At 42.2% G+C, this 20,000-nt stretch carries 13 protein-coding genes; 2 read left to right on the top strand and 11 right to left on the bottom strand.

What is annotated here, in order from left to right:
* Positions 1–159: 159 nt before the first annotated feature.
* Genes HPE56_RS01215 through HPE56_RS01205 form a run of 3 tightly spaced genes read right to left on the bottom strand, consistent with a single transcriptional unit; the run spans position 160 to position 4,263 of the window.
* Positions 160–1,038 (bottom strand): carbohydrate kinase family protein, encoded by an 879-nt coding sequence (locus tag HPE56_RS01215; protein ID WP_188241946.1) that lies wholly within the window; start codon positions 1,036–1,038, stop codon positions 160–162.
* Between the two features lie 4 nt (positions 1,039–1,042).
* Entirely contained in the window at positions 1,043–2,542 is a 1,500-nt protein-coding gene (locus tag HPE56_RS01210; protein ID WP_188241945.1) for a mannitol dehydrogenase family protein, read from the bottom strand.
* 5 nt (positions 2,543–2,547) lie between these two features.
* Positions 2,548–4,263, bottom strand: coding sequence for a purine-cytosine permease family protein (locus tag HPE56_RS01205; RefSeq protein WP_188241944.1), 1,716 nt, complete (start codon positions 4,261–4,263; stop codon positions 2,548–2,550).
* A gap of 449 nt (positions 4,264–4,712) precedes the next feature.
* Between HPE56_RS01205 and HPE56_RS01200 the strand changes: the two genes are divergently transcribed.
* Positions 4,713–5,450, top strand: coding sequence for an NUDIX hydrolase (locus HPE56_RS01200; protein WP_188241943.1), 738 nt, complete (start codon positions 4,713–4,715; stop codon positions 5,448–5,450).
* An 83-nt stretch (positions 5,451–5,533) separates the two neighbouring features.
* Here HPE56_RS01200 and HPE56_RS01195 read toward each other — a convergent pair whose 3' ends face one another.
* The 7 genes from HPE56_RS01195 to HPE56_RS01160 all read right to left on the bottom strand — a co-directional run bounded on the left by HPE56_RS01195 (position 5,534) and on the right by HPE56_RS01160 (position 15,046).
* Positions 5,534–7,015 (bottom strand): T9SS type A sorting domain-containing protein, encoded by a 1,482-nt coding sequence (locus HPE56_RS01195; RefSeq protein WP_188241942.1) that lies wholly within the window; start codon positions 7,013–7,015, stop codon positions 5,534–5,536.
* Between the two features lie 343 nt (positions 7,016–7,358).
* Positions 7,359–7,784, bottom strand: a complete 426-nt coding sequence (locus HPE56_RS01185) for an OsmC family protein (RefSeq protein ID WP_188241940.1) — start codon at positions 7,782–7,784, stop codon at positions 7,359–7,361.
* 32 nt (positions 7,785–7,816) lie between these two features.
* A complete protein-coding gene (locus HPE56_RS01180) occupies positions 7,817–8,914 on the bottom strand; it encodes an alkene reductase (RefSeq protein WP_188241939.1) in 1,098 nt (365 codons plus the stop codon).
* A 321-nt stretch (positions 8,915–9,235) separates the two neighbouring features.
* Entirely contained in the window at positions 9,236–10,834 is a 1,599-nt protein-coding gene (locus tag HPE56_RS01175; RefSeq protein ID WP_188241938.1) for an FAD-binding protein, read from the bottom strand.
* Positions 10,835–10,844: 10 nt separating this feature from the next.
* Complete coding sequence (locus HPE56_RS01170) at positions 10,845–11,201, bottom strand: hypothetical protein (RefSeq protein ID WP_188241937.1); 357 nt, start codon at positions 11,199–11,201, stop codon at positions 10,845–10,847.
* Positions 11,202–11,630: 429 nt separating this feature from the next.
* Positions 11,631–14,600 carry a M64 family metallopeptidase gene (locus HPE56_RS01165; RefSeq protein WP_188241936.1) on the bottom strand — a complete coding sequence of 990 codons (2,970 nt, stop codon included), beginning with the start codon at positions 14,598–14,600 and terminating at the stop codon, positions 11,631–11,633.
* Positions 14,597–15,046 (bottom strand): hypothetical protein, encoded by a 450-nt coding sequence (locus HPE56_RS01160; RefSeq protein WP_188241935.1) that lies wholly within the window; start codon positions 15,044–15,046, stop codon positions 14,597–14,599. The genes HPE56_RS01165 and HPE56_RS01160 overlap by 4 nt, the downstream gene beginning before the upstream one ends.
* 623 nt (positions 15,047–15,669) lie before the next feature.
* Between HPE56_RS01160 and HPE56_RS01155 the strand changes: the two genes are divergently transcribed.
* Complete coding sequence (locus HPE56_RS01155) at positions 15,670–16,632, top strand: glycoside hydrolase family protein (protein ID WP_188241934.1); 963 nt, start codon at positions 15,670–15,672, stop codon at positions 16,630–16,632.
* A gap of 210 nt (positions 16,633–16,842) precedes the next feature.
* On the opposite strand, the gene HPE56_RS01150 is transcribed toward HPE56_RS01155, so the two are convergent.
* On the bottom strand, positions 16,843–19,845 hold the full coding sequence (locus HPE56_RS01150) for a GH92 family glycosyl hydrolase (protein WP_188241933.1): 3,003 nt from the start codon (positions 19,843–19,845) through the stop codon (positions 16,843–16,845).
* Positions 19,846–20,000 lie beyond the last annotated feature (155 nt).

The raw sequence follows: 20,000 nt of genomic DNA, 5'->3' as shown, positions 1-20,000 counted from the left end.
TCTGTCATTCTTTAAATTCTGTGCTTCCTCCTTATCGTTCGAATACGCTATGGTTAAACCTGGGTTTCACACTCGGTTTTCTACTATCTTTCAAGATTATTGATTACTTAAGATTTGAAGGATCGAATAATTTCTGGGAAACCTTTATTTTCGTCTACATTATTGAATAAAACCCTCGATTTCTTGATTTTCAATCTTAGGATTGGCTCCTTGTTTACTGGCCACAATAGCACCTACGGCACTGGCAAAATCGATTGCCTTTTGGGGAGGGGTGCCCTTCAATAATTTATCCGTCAAGGCGGCCAAGAAGGAATCCCCGGCACCTACCGTATCGGAAACGATTATTTTATATCCGCTATTGTAATAAAAGGTGTCGTTGTGGTAGAGCAGCGCCCCGTGGCGTCCTTTGGTTACACAAATGGATTTTGAATGGGTGTGTTCGGCCATGAATAGAACGATATTTTCCATGGATTTTGAAGTAGCCCCCAAGGCTGACGCAATTTCAAAAATCTCATCGTCATTGAATTTAAGAAAATCAGCTTGCTTCATAAGGTAAGTTAAAACCTCTAGGGTGTAATGTGGTTTTCTTAAGTTAATATCAAGGATTTTATATTTTGCCAGTTTTAAAAGTCCGTATAACGTATCCCTGGAGGTTTCACTCCTAGCCACCAAACTACCAAAAATGAAGGCATCCGAATCCTGGACTTTTTTCTTGGCCTGTTCGGTGAATTGGATATTATCCCAAGCCCTTGGGAAATTAATGTCATAGGAGGCGGAACCTTTTTCATTCAACGTCACTTTTACCGCTCCTGTCCCTAAAGTTGTATCTACCTGTATGTAATCGACGTTAACACCATGCTTGGCTGCGAAGGCCACTATTTCCTTACCGGGCGCATCATCACCTATTCTTGTGATGATGGAAACAGTATTGCCCAATGATTGCAACCTTAGGGCAACGTTTAATGGGGCGCCCCCTATAGTTTTATGTGAAGGGAACACATCCCATAGCACCTCTCCAAAACAAACGATATTTTTCATTTCGCTAATTTTTAAGTGCCTTATCGTTTTGTTCGATAACACAGGTTGCAATACCCTTTTCTGTTATGTTTTTATAGGCCTTTGTAAACGCCTCTACAAAAGTGGGTGAATCCTTGAGTTTGCCAAATACGGTTTCAATTTCCAAAAAGGCTTTTGGATCGCCTTTTGAGGCGGCAAGACCTTTTTCGTTCAAGATGGACCTCATGGCATCCTTAATGTTCAAATTATTGCCCTTTTCGTCCTTTCCTAGGCTGTAAATTGCCCATGCGGCAATCACCAAGGATGCAAATGCAATGGAGCCCTTTTTTTCCAAATTGGTGTTTACGGTCGGTAAAACGAAAATTGGGAATTTTGCAGAGCTTTCAGAACAAATCCTATCGATTTGGTCTTTGATATTGATGTTTCCAAACCGTTCCAATAAGGATTTTTTGTAACCGTCCAGATCAACGCCTTCCAAGGATCCCAACGTAGGTGTTACCTCTATGTCCATGTAATGCTTTAAGAAGGCACTTATTTGAGGATTGTGAACCGATTCATCGATGGTGTCATATCCCAGTAAGGCACCTATGATCCCTAAAACGGTATGGCCTGCATTCAATAGGCTTAATTTCATTTTTTCATAGGGAACCACATCTTCCACAAATTGGGCACCTACGGTTTCCCATGAAGGTCTGCCTGCTGTAAAATCATCTTCTATGACCCATTGTTTAAAGGGCTCGCAAACCACTGGCCAAGCATCATCAATGCCTGAGGATGCTTTAAGGTTTTCAATATCGGCTGCACTTGTGGCCGGTGTGATTCGGTCGACCATACTATTTGGAAACGACACATGAGTTTCTATCCACGATACCAATTCCGGTTCCGCTTTTTGCACATAGCTCAATAGCATCCTCTTGGCCATATGACCGTTTCCTTGGATGTTATCACACGATTGCAGGGTACAGCCCTGTAATCCTCGTTCTTTTCTAAGCTTAAAGGCTTGTGTTAAATAACCGAAAATTGTTTTTGGGGCTTCCGGATGCTTTAAGTCATATTGGATATTAGGATTGGTAAAATCAAAACTTTGGGTGGCCTCACTATAATTGTAACCCCCCTCGGTAATGGTCAAGGTAATGATCTTAACCTCGCTACTTGCCATTTTTTCGATTACCGTTGTTGGATTTTCGGGGGCATATAAATTCTCAACAATAGAACCAATGACACGTTTGGTAAGTGAGCCATCCAATTCTTTGATAATCAAGGTATAAAGCCCATCTTGTTCCTTTAGGGTATTATGGATCTTCGTATCGAATTCCAATAAGGCGATACCACATATACCCCAATCCGTAATGTTCTCATCATGCAATAACCGATCGGTGTAAAAAGCTTCATGAGCTCTATGGAAACCGCCGATACCAACATGTACAATCCCTGTTTTCAATTTACTCCTGTCATAGGTTGGACAAGGCATTCTTTTGGCGATTTCTGCCAAATTCTTTTGATTAAGTTTAATGCTATTATTCATGAGATTTATTTTTTTTGGGATTTTCCCCGTTTGAGCGCCCAATATGCAGTGGCAAAATAAATTAGAGTACATATAAATGTATACCGATAGAAAATCTCGCGATTCTCCAAGTATATGGTTTCATTGGAGCTGCCGAACAGTACGATACAGGCCAATACTAAGCTGATTAGCAATGTTAGCATTGAAATGACCTTCAATACCTTTGAAAAAAGTGTAGTATCCTTTATGGGTTTGCTTTCTTTTTTGGCTTGTTGTTCTTGGAATCTTTCAATGTTTGCATTACGTGTTCTTTCTTTTTCCTCGGCCTCAGGGTATTTGTTTTTAGCACCATATTTTCCGGCCAAAAACGTATAGACGGCTATGGTGAAGATCCAAGTGGGTATAAAAAGATAAAAGAAAGACATGACGTTAAGCGCATTTAAGCCAAAACCGAATGCGAGACCTAGAATCCATGATGTTATCGCAGGGGTACTGGTTTTTAGTTGTTTATAGTGCAACCAATATCTTGAATATCCAATGCGGGGAAATATTTGATGTTCGGCAAATACGATGCCCCCAACGGGTACGACTATTAAACCGGCATAGGTAAGTAACGGAAGGATCTGTGTAAACACAAAAGGGAAACAGGCCACGATACACGTTGCCAAACCTACGATCAATGTTGTTGTTTTCCTTGACGTATTGTGAAATACAGCCTGTGCGGCCAAACCGGCACGGTATAGATTGGCAACGGCGGTAGTCCAACCGGCTACAATTACGATTACAAAACCAGACCAGCCAAGGGCGTAGTACGCAACATCACCGGGATCTAGTTCTACGATGGATTTTCCGAGAATCACGGCGGCTCCTGCTCCCATGATACCCGCAGCAATCCATGCCACATAATGTCCGAACATCATTCCTGTACTGGTGGCCAATCCGTACACTTTCTTTTTGGCAAAACGGAATAGAGCCATATCTATAAGTCCAAAATGTGTTATGGTATTGGCTGCCCAAGCAAAACCGATCACTTCGGTAAGACCAATGCCTGGTTGCCCATCACTGTTGACACCGGTCCATATGGATTGGTCGCCGAGCGTTATAAAGTCGGTCCAGCCATCAGGTATGGTTTTTCCCAATACTTCCAACGATAAAGCGGGTAAAAGAACAAATGCACCACTGGTGAACATAACGAACAGCCATGGGGCGCAAATACTCGAAAATTCAGAAACGGCACTAAAACCATAGATAGCAATAGAAACCACAACAAGACCAACGATTAATACAATGAGCACAAACCACATATTGGTCGGATACCAGTTCAATTGAGGGGGAATATTGAACGCAAAACGAACAGCCGTAGCGGAAACGGTGATCATGGCTGCGGATATTACCGTAAAAATTATGACGTTGGCCCAATTATAAAGCTTGGTCATGGAGTCACCCGCTATTTTATTAAGATAGGTATATAAGCTTAATCGGGTTTCTACGGCAATGGGGGCGGTAATCAATGTCCAGCTTAATACGGCCAAAATGTTACCGATCAATAAGCCCAATAAGATATCCTTGGTCGTTGCGCCCAAAGCCACGAAGGTCGCTCCAATGACAAATTCGGTGGCGGCAACATGTTCAGCGGCATACAAACCGGCAAAGTGGGTCCAATTGTGCAATTTGTTTTTTGCAATCGGTAATTGATCTACTTCTAATTTTTCGAATTGCTGGAATTCATTGGTCGTATCCATGATTTGTAATTTTGGAATTAGCTTATATGATATTCTTTAAGGATTGCTGCTTTATACAAATACAGGGATGGCCCGACATTTTGAAAGACAGTTTTGCGATTTTTGATCTATCCGTTGAATACATTGGAATATGGGTTTAAAATAGTGTGATGTCCTAAGTTCGTCCTAGGCAAACCATGGGTTACATAACAGTGTGCTTCGGATGGGGTCATTTTTGCTTTTTGTGAATTGCTTTTAATAAACGTCATTTAAACGTTTGTTATTCAAATGTATAAATTATTTTTAGATTCTTTTATGATTTTAGTCATAAATATATGCTATTTTAGCTTTAAAATGTGTTGTATTGATATTTAATGCCCGTGGACAAGGGGTTTTAAAAGGGAGGTATAAAATGTTATATTGACGTTTAATAATTTTAATGAATTGTTTTTAAACGAATTTGAAGGTCTATGGAATCTAAAATAATCCAGAATTTATCAGTGGATTGTGTGGTATTCGGGTATGATACCAATACAAAGTCCCTTAATGCCTTATTGATTAAACGCTACTTGGAATCTGAAGATAAAAGCGAAATACTTGTTGATGATCATGTGCTTACCGGATATCATGTGTATCAAGATGAAACCCTGGACAATGCGGCTACCCGTGTCCTAAAAGAACTTACAGGCTTAACACAGCAGTATAAAAAGCAATTTAAAGCTTTCGGTGACCCAGATCGTTTGACCAATGCAAAGGATTTGTTATGGATCGAGAATGAAAAGTTTGATAAAAGAACGGTGACGATTGCCTATTACTTTTTACTGAAAACCGAGGATGTAGACCTAAAAAACAATAAATATGACGCCAAGTGGTTTCCGGTTAAGGACCTGCCGGAATTGGGTTTTGATCACAAACAGATTATTAATGAGGCCTACGGGGATCTAAAAACAAAGTGTTTGGTAGAGCCCATTATTTTTGAATTATTACCCGATAAATTCACTATTAATGAAGTACAGGATGCTTATCAATCCATTTTAGGAATAGAAATAGACAATCGTAATTTTAGAAGAAAACTCATTAATAAAAAATACATCATCCCTTTGGACGAGAAACAATTCGGGGTGTCCAAAAAACCCGCAAAACTGTATATGTTCAGTAAGGATGTTTACGAAAAGATGTTTCAGAAAAATTATTTAATCAATATCTGATGTTTCCATCTTTAACTTTTACGCAACCCAATGGTTGCATTCCTTTCCCTCTTCTCTAGTATTCATTAGGGTTGTATAATGCCTTAATCGGCCTTAATGATCTGTTGGGCATATACCTGATTCGTCGCCATATTGCTAACGGAGACCACATATACACCTGAAGAAAGATCACCCATTTCGACTTCCAAGGAGGCTTCGTCGGTGGTTATGGACTTTACGCGTTTGCCACTCATTTCGTTTATCTGAACGATCGAATTGGATACGAGTCCCTCTATATAAAGAATCCCGGAAGTGGGGTTCGGATACATAATGATCTCAACTTGGTTGATCGGTTCGTTTTCGGTCAGTATTTCCCCATTGGTATTGTAAACTACGATAACAGGGGGTCTGGCGTAGGTGCCTTGTTCGGTATCCCCGCTTTGAACGGACAAGTACAGGTTTCCGGTACTGGGGTCAAAGGTTCCCCCACCGATTTTTTTTGAGCCATTGGCCTGAAACGGGGTATTGAAATAGCCGTGGTCGTACGGTCTCACGTCATAGGGGTTTACGGAGCCATTTTTAACCGCTACCAGGTCGTTCATATCCCAAAGCCAATAGTATTGGTAATTGTCATCGGCTTCGGGGGTACAATATCCGCCGCATAGGTTACCATTGTCTTGGGTGCATTTATAACAGATACCACTTTCGTGGCCCCCGCTACTGCCTATGGTCAAATAGGTCCGGGTACCGGGTACGATAAAACCATAGGTAGCCCTTGACAGATGTGTCCATATATCATTGGTCTTCGAATCATTGCTCAGGTCGCTGTGTAAGGGGTTCGACAGCTTGAAATCCAACAGGGTGGTTGTTTGGATGGATTGGGTCGTATTTAGGGCATCGTTGATCTTGAAGGCAAATGCAGAGGGACCCACACTGGCCCTTGATATAATGGGGATACCGCTCGAATGTCCGGTAATATGCGTACCGCCCAATTCTTCTTGCCAAGCTTCGGGAATCGCAGATATCCAACCAGAACTATGTGCTGGGGGGCTGCCCTCAAAATTGTAATAACCGCTTACCGAAGCGGTTTCCAAGGCATTGGCATCGTTTACGACCAGGGTACTCACGGTATTGTCCGCTGGGGCATCGTAATATTCATAGGCATTGACGATCAGTTTGGCCTGCCCGCCATGGTTCACGTAATAAAGTCCACCTACCCTATCGATGCCTTCGGGGTTCCCATCGGCAGTTTGGGATAACACATCACTGAAAACCTGAATTGGGGTCTCTACCATGTTCAGTTCCGATAGTGTTTCACTTTTTACGATTTCGGGAATCGCATATTCCGCGATGGCCTGCTGGTGGGCATGGCCAACGATAAAGAGGGAATGGTTTTCGTAATTATAAGCGATGGGTCCTTGGGCATAGTTGAGGTCCGATATGCCATTTTCACTTGCTTTTATACGGAAGGCGCCTTCATAGGTCAATTGTGATATATCGAAAAGGGGAAGTTCTTCCAAACTTTGTCCACACATCGGATAAATAGATGCTGTTAGAAGCATCCAAAAAAAATATGCTTTCTTCATCTTTTGTGGTTTTGTACAATGGGCTTCAAATAAAATAACGGAAAGGGGGACAGAATGTTGTTTGCGCCAGTACCCCACAAACAGCAAAAGGAACGTGCCAAGGGGAAAATCCTATGGACTTTCCCATTGGCACGAACCCAATATGGGGGTATTCACGGTCTGATGCCGTACGTTCCCAATTTTCCTATAGCTTCAAAGGGGAATGATGCTCGTGGACCATTTTTATACTCATAGGGCATATTCACGAACAATAGGGTGATTTGATCATTGACCACAACTAGGTCTTCCCTGAACTTCATAGGGTCGATAAGGACGAATTCGATTTTCCGAAATAAGACCGTTATTATACTGTTTTTAAGGTCACTTTTAATTCGATTTCCGTATTCAATAATTTGGAAACAGGACAGACTTCTTTTGCCTTATGTGCTATTTCTTGGAATTTTTCCGCATCGATTTCCGGAACATCGCCTTCAAGATTCAAGGTGATTTTTGTAATGGCCCCATCTTCAAAAGTAACTGTGGCATCTACATCCAAAGTGGTTGCCGTAAAATTCGATTCGTTCAATAAGAAGCTTAATTGCATGGCAAAACATCCCGCATGGGCTGCACCTATCAACTCTTCAGGATTGGTACCTTTTTCGCCATCTTCAAAACGTGTGTGAAAAGAATATTTTGTTTTGTCAAGCACTTTACTTGCTGTGGATAGATTCCCTTGTCCTTCTTTTCCACTACCCTTCCATGCTGCGTTTGCTTTTCTTGTAAATTTCATAATGTGTATATTTTAAATTCAACTATCAGTTACTATTCAGATACTTTTGGATAATCGGTATACCCTTTCGCCCCAGGGGTGTAAAAGGTTTCTTGGTCCCATGCCGCCAAGTCCAGATTATGCTTAAAACGTTCTACCAAATCCGGATTGGAGATAAAGGGTTTGCCATAGGCGACCAAGTCGGCATAACCTTCTTGTATCACTTTATTCCCTTTGTCTTGATCAAACCCTGAATTGATCATTAATGTGCCTTTATATAAGGGACGGAAATGTTTAGCGATTTCCGTAACGGCAAAAGGCACTTCGGAAACATCTGTAAACGGTTCAGAAAGATGTACATAGGCTAAATTGTAATCGTTTAATCTTTTGATGATGTATTCAAACGTCGGAATCGTTTCTTCATCGATGGTGATACCAAATAATCCATTTAGTGAGGGGTTGAAACGAACCCCTATTTTTTCTTGGGGAATCACATCTTTCATGGCATCCAAAACCTCAAAAAAGAAACGGGTTTTATTTTCAATACTTCCACCGTAATCATCGGTTCTTTTATTGGAGCATCCATTAAGGAATTGCTGGAATAAATAGCCGTTGGAGGAATGGATCTCGATACCATCAAAACCTGCTACTACAGCATTTGCAGCAGCATTTTTAAAATCGTTGACGGTGTTTTTGATATCTTCAATGGTCATTTCCTTTGGCGTAACCGTATCTTTAAAGCCTTCTGGGGTAAATGATTTGGCGTTGGGGTTCATAGCGGAAGCCGATAGTGGTAATGCGCCATTATGAAAATCGGGATGCGATATTCTACCGACATGCCATAATTGAATGAATATTTTCCCGTCTTTATCATGCACGCGTTGGGTGACTTTTTTCCAACCTTCCACCTGTGCATCGGTATGGATTCCCGGGGTATTGATATAACCCACTGCCTGCTCCGAAACCTGGGACCCTTCTGTGATTATCAGACCTGCTGAAGCACGTTGCCCATAATATAAACCTTGCAACCCGTCTGTTGCGACTTTACCTTCGTTATTGGCACGGCTACGCGTCATGGGCGCCATAACTACCCTGTTTTTTAGGTTGAGGTTGTTCTTTTTATAGGGTTGTAATAAATATTGATTGCTCATAGCGTAGGATCCTTTACGATTATTCAATAAGCAAAATTACACTACCATTAAATGATAATGTGCCGGGCAATAGCAATTAAGATAGATTTAACCTTTTTAGGTTTTTTCAACCCTGTTTAAATTTTTGGAAATTAATATGTAATTCGTTGTTTACAATCTGATTAGGTACTTTAATTTCAATGAATGGATTATAGGGCGATGGTATGGAATTATTTACAAATGTAAGTTGGGATATATTGTAAAATTCCAGCTATGCCCCTCCTTGTCAGTTTTCCGAAAATTTCCTTAGGTATAAAAACAAATTGGGTACAATCATTTTTACTATAAAAGGGATTGCACCAATATTGGGTTACTGGGTTCTTTTTTGTCCAGATTCACTTCCTTTAAAAATGCGTTGGAAAATAGGGTCTGCATATCGTCGGACAGCAGGGAACAGCGGTATTTTCGCCAAGTAACCGCATCCGTGCCATACATATGATCGACCAACCCCGTGAACTTCCAATCGGCATTCTTTCCCCAATGCATGGTAAACGGTATGTTTTCGTGCTGTAGGGCCTCTATCATTTTTTTGGATAGGCCTTCGAGCGTTCCCAATTTCTTTTTTTCATTCCATAGAACACCATCGATTTCGATCATACAGGTAGTGGGAAAACGGGCAAAGGATAAGGTGGCGTCGGATTTTTTAATAAAACGCATCGCGAAAATCCCAGGTACGGGTCCTTCATCAATACTCACTTTGGTAAGTACTTTCAGCGCCTTTTCCGCATTGGTGTGACTCACCCCGAACGAAATGGCGAAAGCGGGACCTTGGTAGGGTGCATCCCAAAACGTTTCGGCCAAGGTTCCTATGGAAACTTCATTGACTGTGGGAAGAATGGAGTTTTTGAGCATATTGATGAACACCGGAATACTCGCAGGGACGCTCGACCCTATCTGTACCACGAGATTGATCAAATCCCGATAAAGCGATTTTTTAATTACAGGAAATGGATCGGGATAGTTCAATTTATAAGGCTTCTTGTACATGAATTCCACTACATACTTTCCGTTATCCTTGTATTGATTTACGAATATCTTAAAGTGATATGGAATATTGGCATCCCCATTACTTTTCACTTCTTCGGGTATACCATCAAATTCCTTAAAATGCTGCTTTTGGGCGAGTTCAATGGCTGTATCCTTTTTCAGTTCCTTTACATACCGTTTTAATAGGAACAGGTTCTGGGCTTCGATCACCACACCATGGATGAATCCGAAGGAGCCTAAACCAACCAAGGCCGCATTGAAGAGTCCGTCATTACGGATTACCCGTGACCGCAGTTTTTGCACATACGCATCATTCAGGGCCGGTTTGGAATGGCGTTCCAAATAGACGATATCACCAGGATTGGGACCAATAATAAGGTTAAGTCCCACAACATAATCCTGAACGGAACCTACATTGATTCCCGAACCATGTACACCGGTAGAGATGCAACCGGCAATCGTTTGCCCGTTACTCGCACCTGAGGCTTTTAACGATTTTCCATGTCCGGCCAATTTCTCCGAGATCTCTTTGACCACATTGCCGCATTGGAAAAGGAAAAGGTTTTCCGCCTGATAGCCCGACAGCGCATGTAAATCTTGGTTTCTAAAGGAGAAATAGGTATTCATATGCGCATTGAAGTGCATACGATCTTTTTGATGGGCTATTTTGGACATGGACCAAGCAGAACCATAGGCCCTAAAACCTTCGTTTTTGTTCTTTGCTTCGGTAATCAGCGTCTGTATTTCCTGTGCCGCATCATTGTAGCGGTCCAAGTCGGAAGACATCACTGCAGGTGATGCCAACTTGGTTTTGTACAATATTTTAAGGGGAAAAGGTCCGTTATTATGCAAGGTATCCCATTCCGTTAAGGTCAATTTTGTTGTTGTGGCCATCGCAATAGTTTTATGGTTTCATGCAGACATATTTGATTTTTACTTTTCGCTTTCGGCCAAAAGTAACCGCGCTCAATAATACCGCACCGAAGGTATTGGTGTATTCCACGGTGTGCAGTTTTCCGGTGGGACATAAATCGGTTACCTTGATGAGATAGGTGAAATCCTTGTTTTCCACACCAATGGTTATCACGGTATCCAATTCGGTAACTTCCATGGCCCTGTAATAGTCATCCCTGACCATAGGGGCCGCAGGGTTGGGTGTCCCTTCAACGCTCGCCAGGCGTACCGAATAACAGGATTGAAATAAGAGTAGCACCAGAAACGCCAATAACACAAGGGGTATTAGGTAGTTCTTGAATTTCATAATGGTGGTTTTTGTGCTGCGTATCGGAATAAACAGCAGGTTTTCTATAGCTTGTTTTGGGAGAACATTGGAAAATACCTTGACATCGGTATTAGGACATTAGCATCCTTTAAATTACAAAGGGTATGGATCGTTTCGCTCGAGTAGTGTATATTCTGTAAGAAATAGTGTACGTTTGGTTGGGTGGTAAAAGAATGGAGATGCTTTTTACAGTATGATAAATAGAAATTGACAAAATGCATTGGGTGGTTGCAACCCTATTTCCTCGACTAATCCGAATGAATAATGAATAAGGTAGGTTCGGTGAGAACCATTGTGGTTGAATAGAGAGGGTCTGCCCTAAAAACAAGCTAAATACTTATTTTTGAACAGACCCTAACTCTCGTCCTTAATTCTCAAGGAACAATTACAAATCATCTTGGGAGGTGCCTAACAATCCTTCTCAATCAGCTTCTTCAATAGATGATTGATTTCCTTGCAACAACGCTTCATTTCATCATTTTGGCCGTTGTTGCCACCTTGCCCGTCATCAATCGTATTTTGCGGTTTTCTGCTTATGATGCCCGTAAAATACCTGAATCTGGTACAAGAATGGCCCATGGGCGACGTAGCTTTCACTTCCGTTTGTGCCGCATAAACACCGATTGCATGGGTATCTGTAAAGGTGCCCCGGTATACACCGTCAGCATCTAACCATAGCTGTACTTCCTTTTTATTCCCATTAGGTTTACGTATCGAAATAATTGGATTATAGTCCAGTTCAATGGACAAACCATGCATGGTTGGATCTAAAATAAATTCAAATGAAGTATTGGGCATATAGCCGTCCTGAATCAAATTTCCCCTAAGTAAGAAGTTGCTTTTCGCTTTTGACATTACGGAATAATACAAAGGATAACGAGGTGGCTGATTTTCCACATAATGGGAGTATACCGCTTCGTAGGTATAAAAATTTTCTACCCAAACTTTCCAAGAGCCGATATGTGATTGTGGTTTTGCAGGGAAAAAGGGCAACCTTAACCTTGCAATCTGATGTGCTTCCTGTTGTGTCCAAGTTAAGTTGGGATGGGAAGCTGCATCACTTTGTTTAAGAATAGTACCATCGGGGGCCTCCAACCAAATTCTCATGTATTTAGGGTGAACGGAACTCGGTCTGTTACAAAGAATGAAATCTACGGAGGTTTCCAATTCACTTATTTTAATTTCGGTAAATTGTTTATTCCCTCCTTGCAATACCCGATAGGGATCTTTGACGAATGCGCTATCTTCGACATCCGAAAGAATCTGAACATAAAGTTTTTGTAATAAAAACTCTTTGGAACCCACTAAATCTGGAGTTATTTGGGTGTACCCATCCGTGAGGCTGGCCATCAAATCCAAATTCTCCTCTATCTGATTGAGTCCAAGTCCCACTGCAAATACCCTTTGTTGTGGAGATTTCCCTGAGACTACAACATTTGCTTCGGCAATACTGGGGTCAACATTCTGTCTGGCATCGGTAAGGACGATTATGGCTTTGTCATCCGCCGTACTTGCATCCAACAAATCACTTGCCGCAATAATTCCAGCTCCTACGGAAGTACCACCGGTAGGATTTAAATTGGAAATATCGATGACGTTTTTAATCGTACCCCTGTTTCCTGCACCTAAGGATCCAGCTAAAGTAAGTCCTATCAATTCATCAGTGCTTGTGTTGAAGCCTATTACTCCCGTTCGATCAATATCCTTCATAAGATCTACATATAGGTCACCAGCATATATAGCGTGATCAATCTTTCGGTTCGATGCTTCACCTGTCGGATCGGACATACTACCCGAGCGATCGATTACCAGAACGGTATCTATAGTTTTTTCAGGTACCACGTTACCCACCAAATTCAGGGTGACCGTTGATATACCCGTATTATCCGGAGTGGTAATGGTCAAAGAACCTGATTCTATGCCTGATCCCCCTGTGGAGGCCGTAAATGCAACGAAAACGGTTTGTGACGTATAAATTTCGTCCTCTTCTGCTGCCGGTAATACAAAATCGAGCACAGTGCCTGGGGCATATGAAAAATTCCCTACTGGATCTGTCAGGACAACCCTTAATGGACCTGGACAAGAAGTTTTTCTATTTTGGACTTCAAAACTGCGGTACATGGTGAGTCCTTGGGTCACATCCCCGAAATCCAAGTCATCCCCATCGAATGGAATTGTATCCAAATCTGGTGATGCCGTACATACATTGGCGATAAGCCCAATCGTAATGGTATCGGAATTACTGGTGATGGTAATTGAGCCCGGTTGGCTTCCTACAGTGAATACTGGGCCCAAGGTGACACTGATCGTCGCGGAATTACCAGAACCCAAAGTACTTCCGGCCGGTACAGTACTGAATAAATAATTAGGGTTGTCAATAGTAATGTTAATTCCGGTTACATCGACTGTTCCTAGATTACTGATATCAAAATCCAGGGTGCGGGTAGCACCGGTGCCAATATCCCCAAAATCCAATTCGCTTACCGATGCCCCTAAAGCCGGATCGCTACCGAAAAAAGGGCGTACCCTATCATGGATTGCCTCTGCACAGACCCTACAAAAAGGAACGAAGGAACTTCTCATTTTACAATTATAAGCCGGTCTGTACCTACCACAATGATAGTATTTTGCCCCTTCATACAATCCGATGATGTCAACGCTAGGGAGTACATTGGGTCTGGTATCGCAAGTTGAACAGTCCGGATTTTCCATGGTAGGAATCGGGGTGGTCAAGGTATCGACCAAATGGCCCCATTTTAAACCGGTGATCGAATTGTTGGAGGTCACATTAGGCTCTATGGGTTCGCCACTAGGGGCATTGTCCCGATCCGTATCAGTACCACAGCCTGCCCAATAGTTATATTCATCGGCAAGACCGAACAGACTATGGCCCAGTTCATGAAGAATAACATCGATCCAATCGCCTCCATGAACCGAAGCAGTGGCAATGGCCCCTCCTGCACCTCCTCTGGTTGTAGTATTCACGAGTACAACGCCAGCATGCCATTCGGGAACTTGATCATCCATGGCATCTTGAGCTTTGGTCGCATCTGCAACCAGCAACCTTCTAATTACCCCGTCGGCACAAAATGTAGCATCAAAAAAGGTATCTGCGGTGGTTCCAGCACCATCACCGTCACAATCGGGGTCATCAGCCCCTGATTCATTGGATTCTACATTGATACGATGTATGTTTACGGCCTTAAGAAGATCACCGAACCATGGTTCGTTCTGTATGGCGATTACAATTTCATCGCAGCTATCATTAAAGCTGGTTTGTTCCGTATCTTGATAACCCTCCGCAAGAAAAACAATATTCAATCGATCTGAGTCAGGGCCGTTGTCCAAAATTTTCGTAGTTCCTAGTATCTGGTTCATTTTTTTCTGTTTTTGGGTTCAATGGAATCTTTAATCTCCTTCATTGTAAGTCTAAAAACTTCTTCACATTTGTTATTCTCATTTCCAGAACTGTACAATCGTAAGGTGTCGGCAGAATGGATATTTGGGACAAGTATTTCGAGATGCCTTTCCTTCAAATTACTTTTTATCATGGTGGAAGTGCCATTCTCATTAGGGATTGACACGTATGGGTCACTGACATCCTCGTAGTTGTTACGGTACAACACGTTGCCTTTCGCATCCGTTAATTCGATATAGTTTCCTATGATTTTTTCGCTTTTGGGAAGTTCTATTGATTTTAAAAGGCCCATTTTTTCAATGGCCTTGGATTTTATCAGATGGTATTTTTGGTTTTTAAAAACCAATCGAACCCTAACGACGGGACCATTTTTCGGTCTATCTTTACTTTTTGCTTTTTTTTCCATATTACAGAATATTTAAAAATGTTATATTCGTTTGAATAAGAATACATTATGCATCCTGAGGGAAGTTTTTATAGCTTGTAAATAAAGGGGGGATTGTTAGGAATAGAGCCTAAGTTTGGATAATCGAAAAAAATAGGCTCACCAAAATTCCAAAACTGTATAAAACTATTCTAATTCCTTCATTATCAGGAATACAATTGTACATTCAGTAAGAAATTCTGTTCAATTAGTAGGAATATATGTATGGTTAAGCCTTGGAGCTGTCGCGTAATTGTCCGTTTGCCTTCTTATACGGAAAACTACCGGGAACCTATGACCTGGCTTCGATTTTATGGATGGTTTTAAGGAAAACCTACGGCAAACATGCCGGTCAAGTAAGTATATGACTACGGAAATCTGTTAGGATATTAAAAATTTTCAGTAAATGTCTTATCGATGGTTAGTTAGGGTGTTCTTTACCTTAACGGTTCCCCTCCCCTCCTACCTCAGTACGGTACTTAAGTAGTAATTCTGTTTTCTGTTTTACCGTAATTGTTATAAAAATAAAAACGCATATCCATTTTAAATGTCTTTAGTACCTTTAAAGCTTGGAAAAATCAAAACAGGGTATTTAGACCAATGCTATGAAAACAAACCTTCTTATATTGATCTCGGCAATTCTTTTTTGCTCGTGTCAGAACAAATCAAAAAAACAAGCAGAAAAAAATGATATACCTGGCATTAGTGCTGTTGTAGTGGATACCATTCCTTTTCCCGATGAATTGGTAGACTTCGAGACCGCTTCGGAGAATCCTTTATTTGAAGGTACGGGTGAAGCAACTTGGGATCAAAGCATACGGGAAAGAGGGTATATTTTAAAGGAAGGGGATACATATCATATGTGGTATAGTGGTGAACGCGTGGAAGATGAACCTGTATTCCTGGGCTATGCAACTTCCACGGATGGTATTTCATGGAAACGGTATAGCGACAAACCGATTTTTGATGAAAGTTGGACGGAAGATATGATGGTCATAAAGGTAGATGGTATCTATCATATGTTCGCCGAAGGTAAAAACGATAGGGCCCATAGGCTTTCGTCAAAAGATGGCATACATTGGGAAGATCATGAGGTATTGGATATCCGGAATTCCGACGGTTCCCCTTTAAGTGAAGGCCCGTTTGGCACCACAACCGTTTGGAGGGAAAACAATTTGTGGTATTTGTTTTATGAACGGAATGATTTGGGCGTTTGGTTGGCCACTTCCAAAGACCTTAAAACATGGACTAATGTACAAGACGACCCGGTAATCGCCATGGGCCCGGAAACCTATGATAAGTACGGACTTGCTGTAGACCAAATAATCAAATATAAGGGATGGTATTATGCCTATTACCATGGTACCTCGTTTGAAGATTGGCATGATTGGTCTACCAATGTAGCCGCTTCCAAGGATTTGGTTCATTGGAAGAAGTATGGTCAAAACCCTATTATGGGAGGGAATAGATCTAGCGGTCTCTTGGTGCCAGATGGAGATAAGTTCCGATTGTATACCATGCACCGTAAGGTGGAAGTCCATTATCCTAAAAACGAATCCTCAAAGTAGTTCGGTACAAATTCCCACGTAACATACAGACAAGAGTCTTAATACTCTTTAAAGGGACGTAAGGCTTCCAATCAGGTATCCGTACCCTATCATAAGTACCTTTTGTTTCTGCGTTGTATCGGTTGGGCCAGTGGCTAAAGCCATAATCAAGAATGATGACACACTGGCTAAATTATACATAAGGGTTAATCCTGGATGTAGAGGCTTCCTCTAATACAAAATAATCTCATCCACAAACAACCAAACCTTTTTCCCTATGGCATCATGCCAGTCGGGGCCTTCAGCCAACGGAAGTACCTTTACCTTAAGATAGCGATACCTACCGGAAAGTGGTACGGAATACCGGTTGACTTCCTTGGGATAATCCGTATTGGGTTCAATGATCTTCGAAGCAATCGGCTGTAGCTTGTTTGTAGTATTTCCGCCAAAGACCTCAATGCTTTTGGCAGGGAAGATCCAAGAGGCAATATCGGTTAACATCCCTACCGAAATCCCTTTGAGGGCTACCTGTTCCCCCAAATCCAAATCCACCTCGATTGTATTCTTTATCCCGGTCCATTTGCCATCACTATAACTGCTGCTCCCGATACGTTCATCAAACAAAAAGCTTCCGTCCCCTTTGCCATAAGGGGTGTCGGGATATGCCATGGTATATTTGGGATATCCTTTTTTAAGGGCAGGGAAGATGCTTTTGAACACTGGTTTTTCGTATACCTTACTAGGTTTTAGTCCGTCCGAAATGGCAATGGCCTTAAGGGTGGTGTTCTCCTTGATTACAATGGGCTTGGTAAACTCTGCGGATTTTACCGTTGGGGTGCTACCGTCCACCGTATAATAGATGGTCGCCTTAGGGTCATTACTTTGTAACACGGCTTGGTGTTCGTTTGTAAAGAAAGCACTTTCCGTAGTGTCATAAGGCGCTACCGAGGCCATTACCAAGATTTCGGGTTTTGCTGGGCCTATGGTCCCCACAGAAGAATCCTCATCCTTAGCACCCCATACCTTGTTGGGTTCAGGCCCCATGGTAAAGGTTAAAACCCCACCGTCCATAATCGTTTTATGATGGATATAGGTTTTGGTATAGTCTTCACCATTAAGGGTGGCGGATTGCACATACAAATTTTCCTTGGTCCTGTTTTTGGCCCGTACCGTGAAGGTTTTCCCATTGTCTAAATGTATGTTGGCTTCCTCCTGAAAGGGTGCTCCCAACTGATATTCCAAACTGGCCGGGGAAACCGGATAAAAGCCGAGGGCACTAAAGACGTACCAGGCGGACATTTGGCCCAAATCCTCGTTGTTGATCATTCCGTCGGGTCGGTCCGAGTACATGGTACGCATAACGGTATTGACGTACTTTTGGGTTTTCCAAGGTTGGTTCACGTAATTGTACAAATAGGGCATTTGGTGTCCGGGTTCATCGCCGTGACCGTATTTTCCTATAAATCCGGAGATATCGACATGCTGGGCCCCGCCTACTTGGGTGGTGTCGGTAAAAATACCATCGAGCCAAGCGGCATATTTTTCCTTACCGCCATGCAGCGCAATGCTACCGGCCATATCTTGGGGCGTATAGGCCGAATAGGCCCAAATATTCCCTGAAACATAATTGGTGATCATTCCGTCCCAAACCGAGGTATCCATATAATTCATGTCCCCAGTACTTAGTTTGGGCATGAGGTAGCCTGTTTTGGGGTCGTAGAGACTGCGATACCCCAAACTTCTTTGTGTAAACAGTGCGGCATCTTCGGTCTTGCCTAATTTTTGGGCTACTTGGGCAATGGCATAATCGTGATAGTTGTATTCCGTGGTTTTGGATACCGAAGAACCGGTTTCCCCCGTAACATAGCCATAGTTGATATAATCCGCCAGACCACTCACATCATAGACGGCACTGTGTTTTGTAATATCAAAAGCAGCACTTCGTATGGTCTCAAAAGCGGCCTCGGTATCGACCCCATCAATATCCTTTAACACGGCCTCCGCGATAATCGGTGCGGTGGTATATCCGATCATACAGTAATTATCGAATCCCCCAAGTTCCCAAACGGGCTGACCCACGCCGGCTTCGGTGGTTCGGGAAATCATACTGTTTACGATTTCACTGGTTTTTGTCGGATTGATAATCGTCATTAATGGATGAAGGGCCCTATAGGTGTCCCAAGTGGAATAATTACTGAATTGGGTAAAGTCGGAATGTTGTTTTTCCCCTTCCACCGTATAATTCCCATCCACATCGGAAATGATATTGGGTGAAATAGCGGTATGGTACAATGCGGTGTAGAAAGTCCGTTTATCAGCTTCCGTAGTATTTTCCCCCAAAACGATTTTGTTTAGGATCGCATCCCATGATGATTCGGCGGATTTTAGGGCAGCATCGAAATCCATGTTCGAATCGACTTCATAATTTTTGGCTACGCCCTCATAATCCGTTGGGGATAGGGTAACAACGATTTCAATATCCTCATCCATATCCACATCAAAATAGACAAGGGCATTGGTTCTTTTCGAGGTGTTTTCGGTTCCCTGAATAGGTTCATCGTTTTCGGTGAGCGTAATTTTTTTAAAGGGTTTTGAAAATTTGGCACTAAAATATACGGATCGCATGCGGTGTTCCCCCATATTCATCTTTTTAAACCCACGGACCTCCGTATCCGATACTTTCTCGATACCGGTTTCAGCAGGTACCTGCAATAATGTATGGGTTGGGTCCAACACAATGGCGGCTTCCCCTGCCTTTAAAAAGGTGTATTTATGAAACCCGGAACGCGTGGTGGCTGTCAAGGCTACCTTGATGTTATAATCTTCCAAGAGTACCTCGTAATACCCGGCATAGGCCTTTTCGCTGTCGTGGGAAAAACGGGAACGATAGCTGGTATCCACTTCCTCATCAGAACCGGCATAGGTAGTTTCCTTGCCCATGGTCGGCATAATGAGGATATCCCCCAGACCGGAGAGTCCGGCACCACTGATATGGTTATGGGCAAACCCTTTGATGATGGAATCCGAATAATGGTACCCAGAACACCAATCCCACGTTTTAAAATCGTTAGACGGACTCAATTGCACCATGCCGTAAGGTGTAGTAGCCCCAGGAAAGGTGTGTCCGTGCGCATCGGTACCAATGAAAGGATCCACATAATGGACCAAGGATTGCTTTTTTTCACAGGAAAAAAGGAGTACAAGAGTGCTAAGAAGTAAGAGGTACCTTTTCATATAGATGCTATTTTGATTAAGCTATGACAACTTACGGGATTAATGGCATACCAAAGAAATTTTTCGACGGATAGGGTTTGTCTGTAGATTAATAAACAAAATGGATTTCAAGAAATACATAACCAAAACAACCACTGCCCTAGTTTATTTCGTAC

Source organism: Maribacter aquimaris (assembly GCF_014596745.1).
Classification (GTDB): Bacteria; Bacteroidota; Bacteroidia; order Flavobacteriales; family Flavobacteriaceae; genus Maribacter_A; species Maribacter_A aquimaris.
Note: the sequence above shows the minus strand (reverse complement) of the source record. Positions and strands in the feature narration are given on the sequence as shown.

What these genes read in the sequence shown, in the direction of transcription:
- HPE56_RS01215 (WP_188241946.1), bottom strand. Translation starts at nt 1,038, where the DNA reads ATGAAAAATATCGTTTGTTTTGGAGAGGTGCTATGGGATGTGTTCCCT.
- HPE56_RS01210 (WP_188241945.1), bottom strand. Translation starts at nt 2,542, where the DNA reads ATGAATAATAGCATTAAACTTAATCAAAAGAATTTGGCAGAAATCGCC.
- HPE56_RS01205 (WP_188241944.1), bottom strand. Translation starts at nt 4,263, where the DNA reads ATGGATACGACCAATGAATTCCAGCAATTCGAAAAATTAGAAGTAGAT.
- HPE56_RS01200 (WP_188241943.1), top strand. Translation starts at nt 4,713, where the DNA reads ATGGAATCTAAAATAATCCAGAATTTATCAGTGGATTGTGTGGTATTC.
- HPE56_RS01195 (WP_188241942.1), bottom strand. Translation starts at nt 7,015, where the DNA reads ATGAAGAAAGCATATTTTTTTTGGATGCTTCTAACAGCATCTATTTAT.
- HPE56_RS01185 (WP_188241940.1), bottom strand. Translation starts at nt 7,784, where the DNA reads ATGAAATTTACAAGAAAAGCAAACGCAGCATGGAAGGGTAGTGGAAAA.
- HPE56_RS01180 (WP_188241939.1), bottom strand. Translation starts at nt 8,914, where the DNA reads ATGAGCAATCAATATTTATTACAACCCTATAAAAAGAACAACCTCAAC.
- HPE56_RS01175 (WP_188241938.1), bottom strand. Translation starts at nt 10,834, where the DNA reads ATGGCCACAACAACAAAATTGACCTTAACGGAATGGGATACCTTGCAT.
- HPE56_RS01170 (WP_188241937.1), bottom strand. Translation starts at nt 11,201, where the DNA reads ATGAAATTCAAGAACTACCTAATACCCCTTGTGTTATTGGCGTTTCTG.
- HPE56_RS01165 (WP_188241936.1), bottom strand. Translation starts at nt 14,600, where the DNA reads ATGAACCAGATACTAGGAACTACGAAAATTTTGGACAACGGCCCTGAC.
- HPE56_RS01160 (WP_188241935.1), bottom strand. Translation starts at nt 15,046, where the DNA reads ATGGAAAAAAAAGCAAAAAGTAAAGATAGACCGAAAAATGGTCCCGTC.
- HPE56_RS01155 (WP_188241934.1), top strand. Translation starts at nt 15,670, where the DNA reads ATGAAAACAAACCTTCTTATATTGATCTCGGCAATTCTTTTTTGCTCG.
- HPE56_RS01150 (WP_188241933.1), bottom strand. Translation starts at nt 19,845, where the DNA reads ATGAAAAGGTACCTCTTACTTCTTAGCACTCTTGTACTCCTTTTTTCC.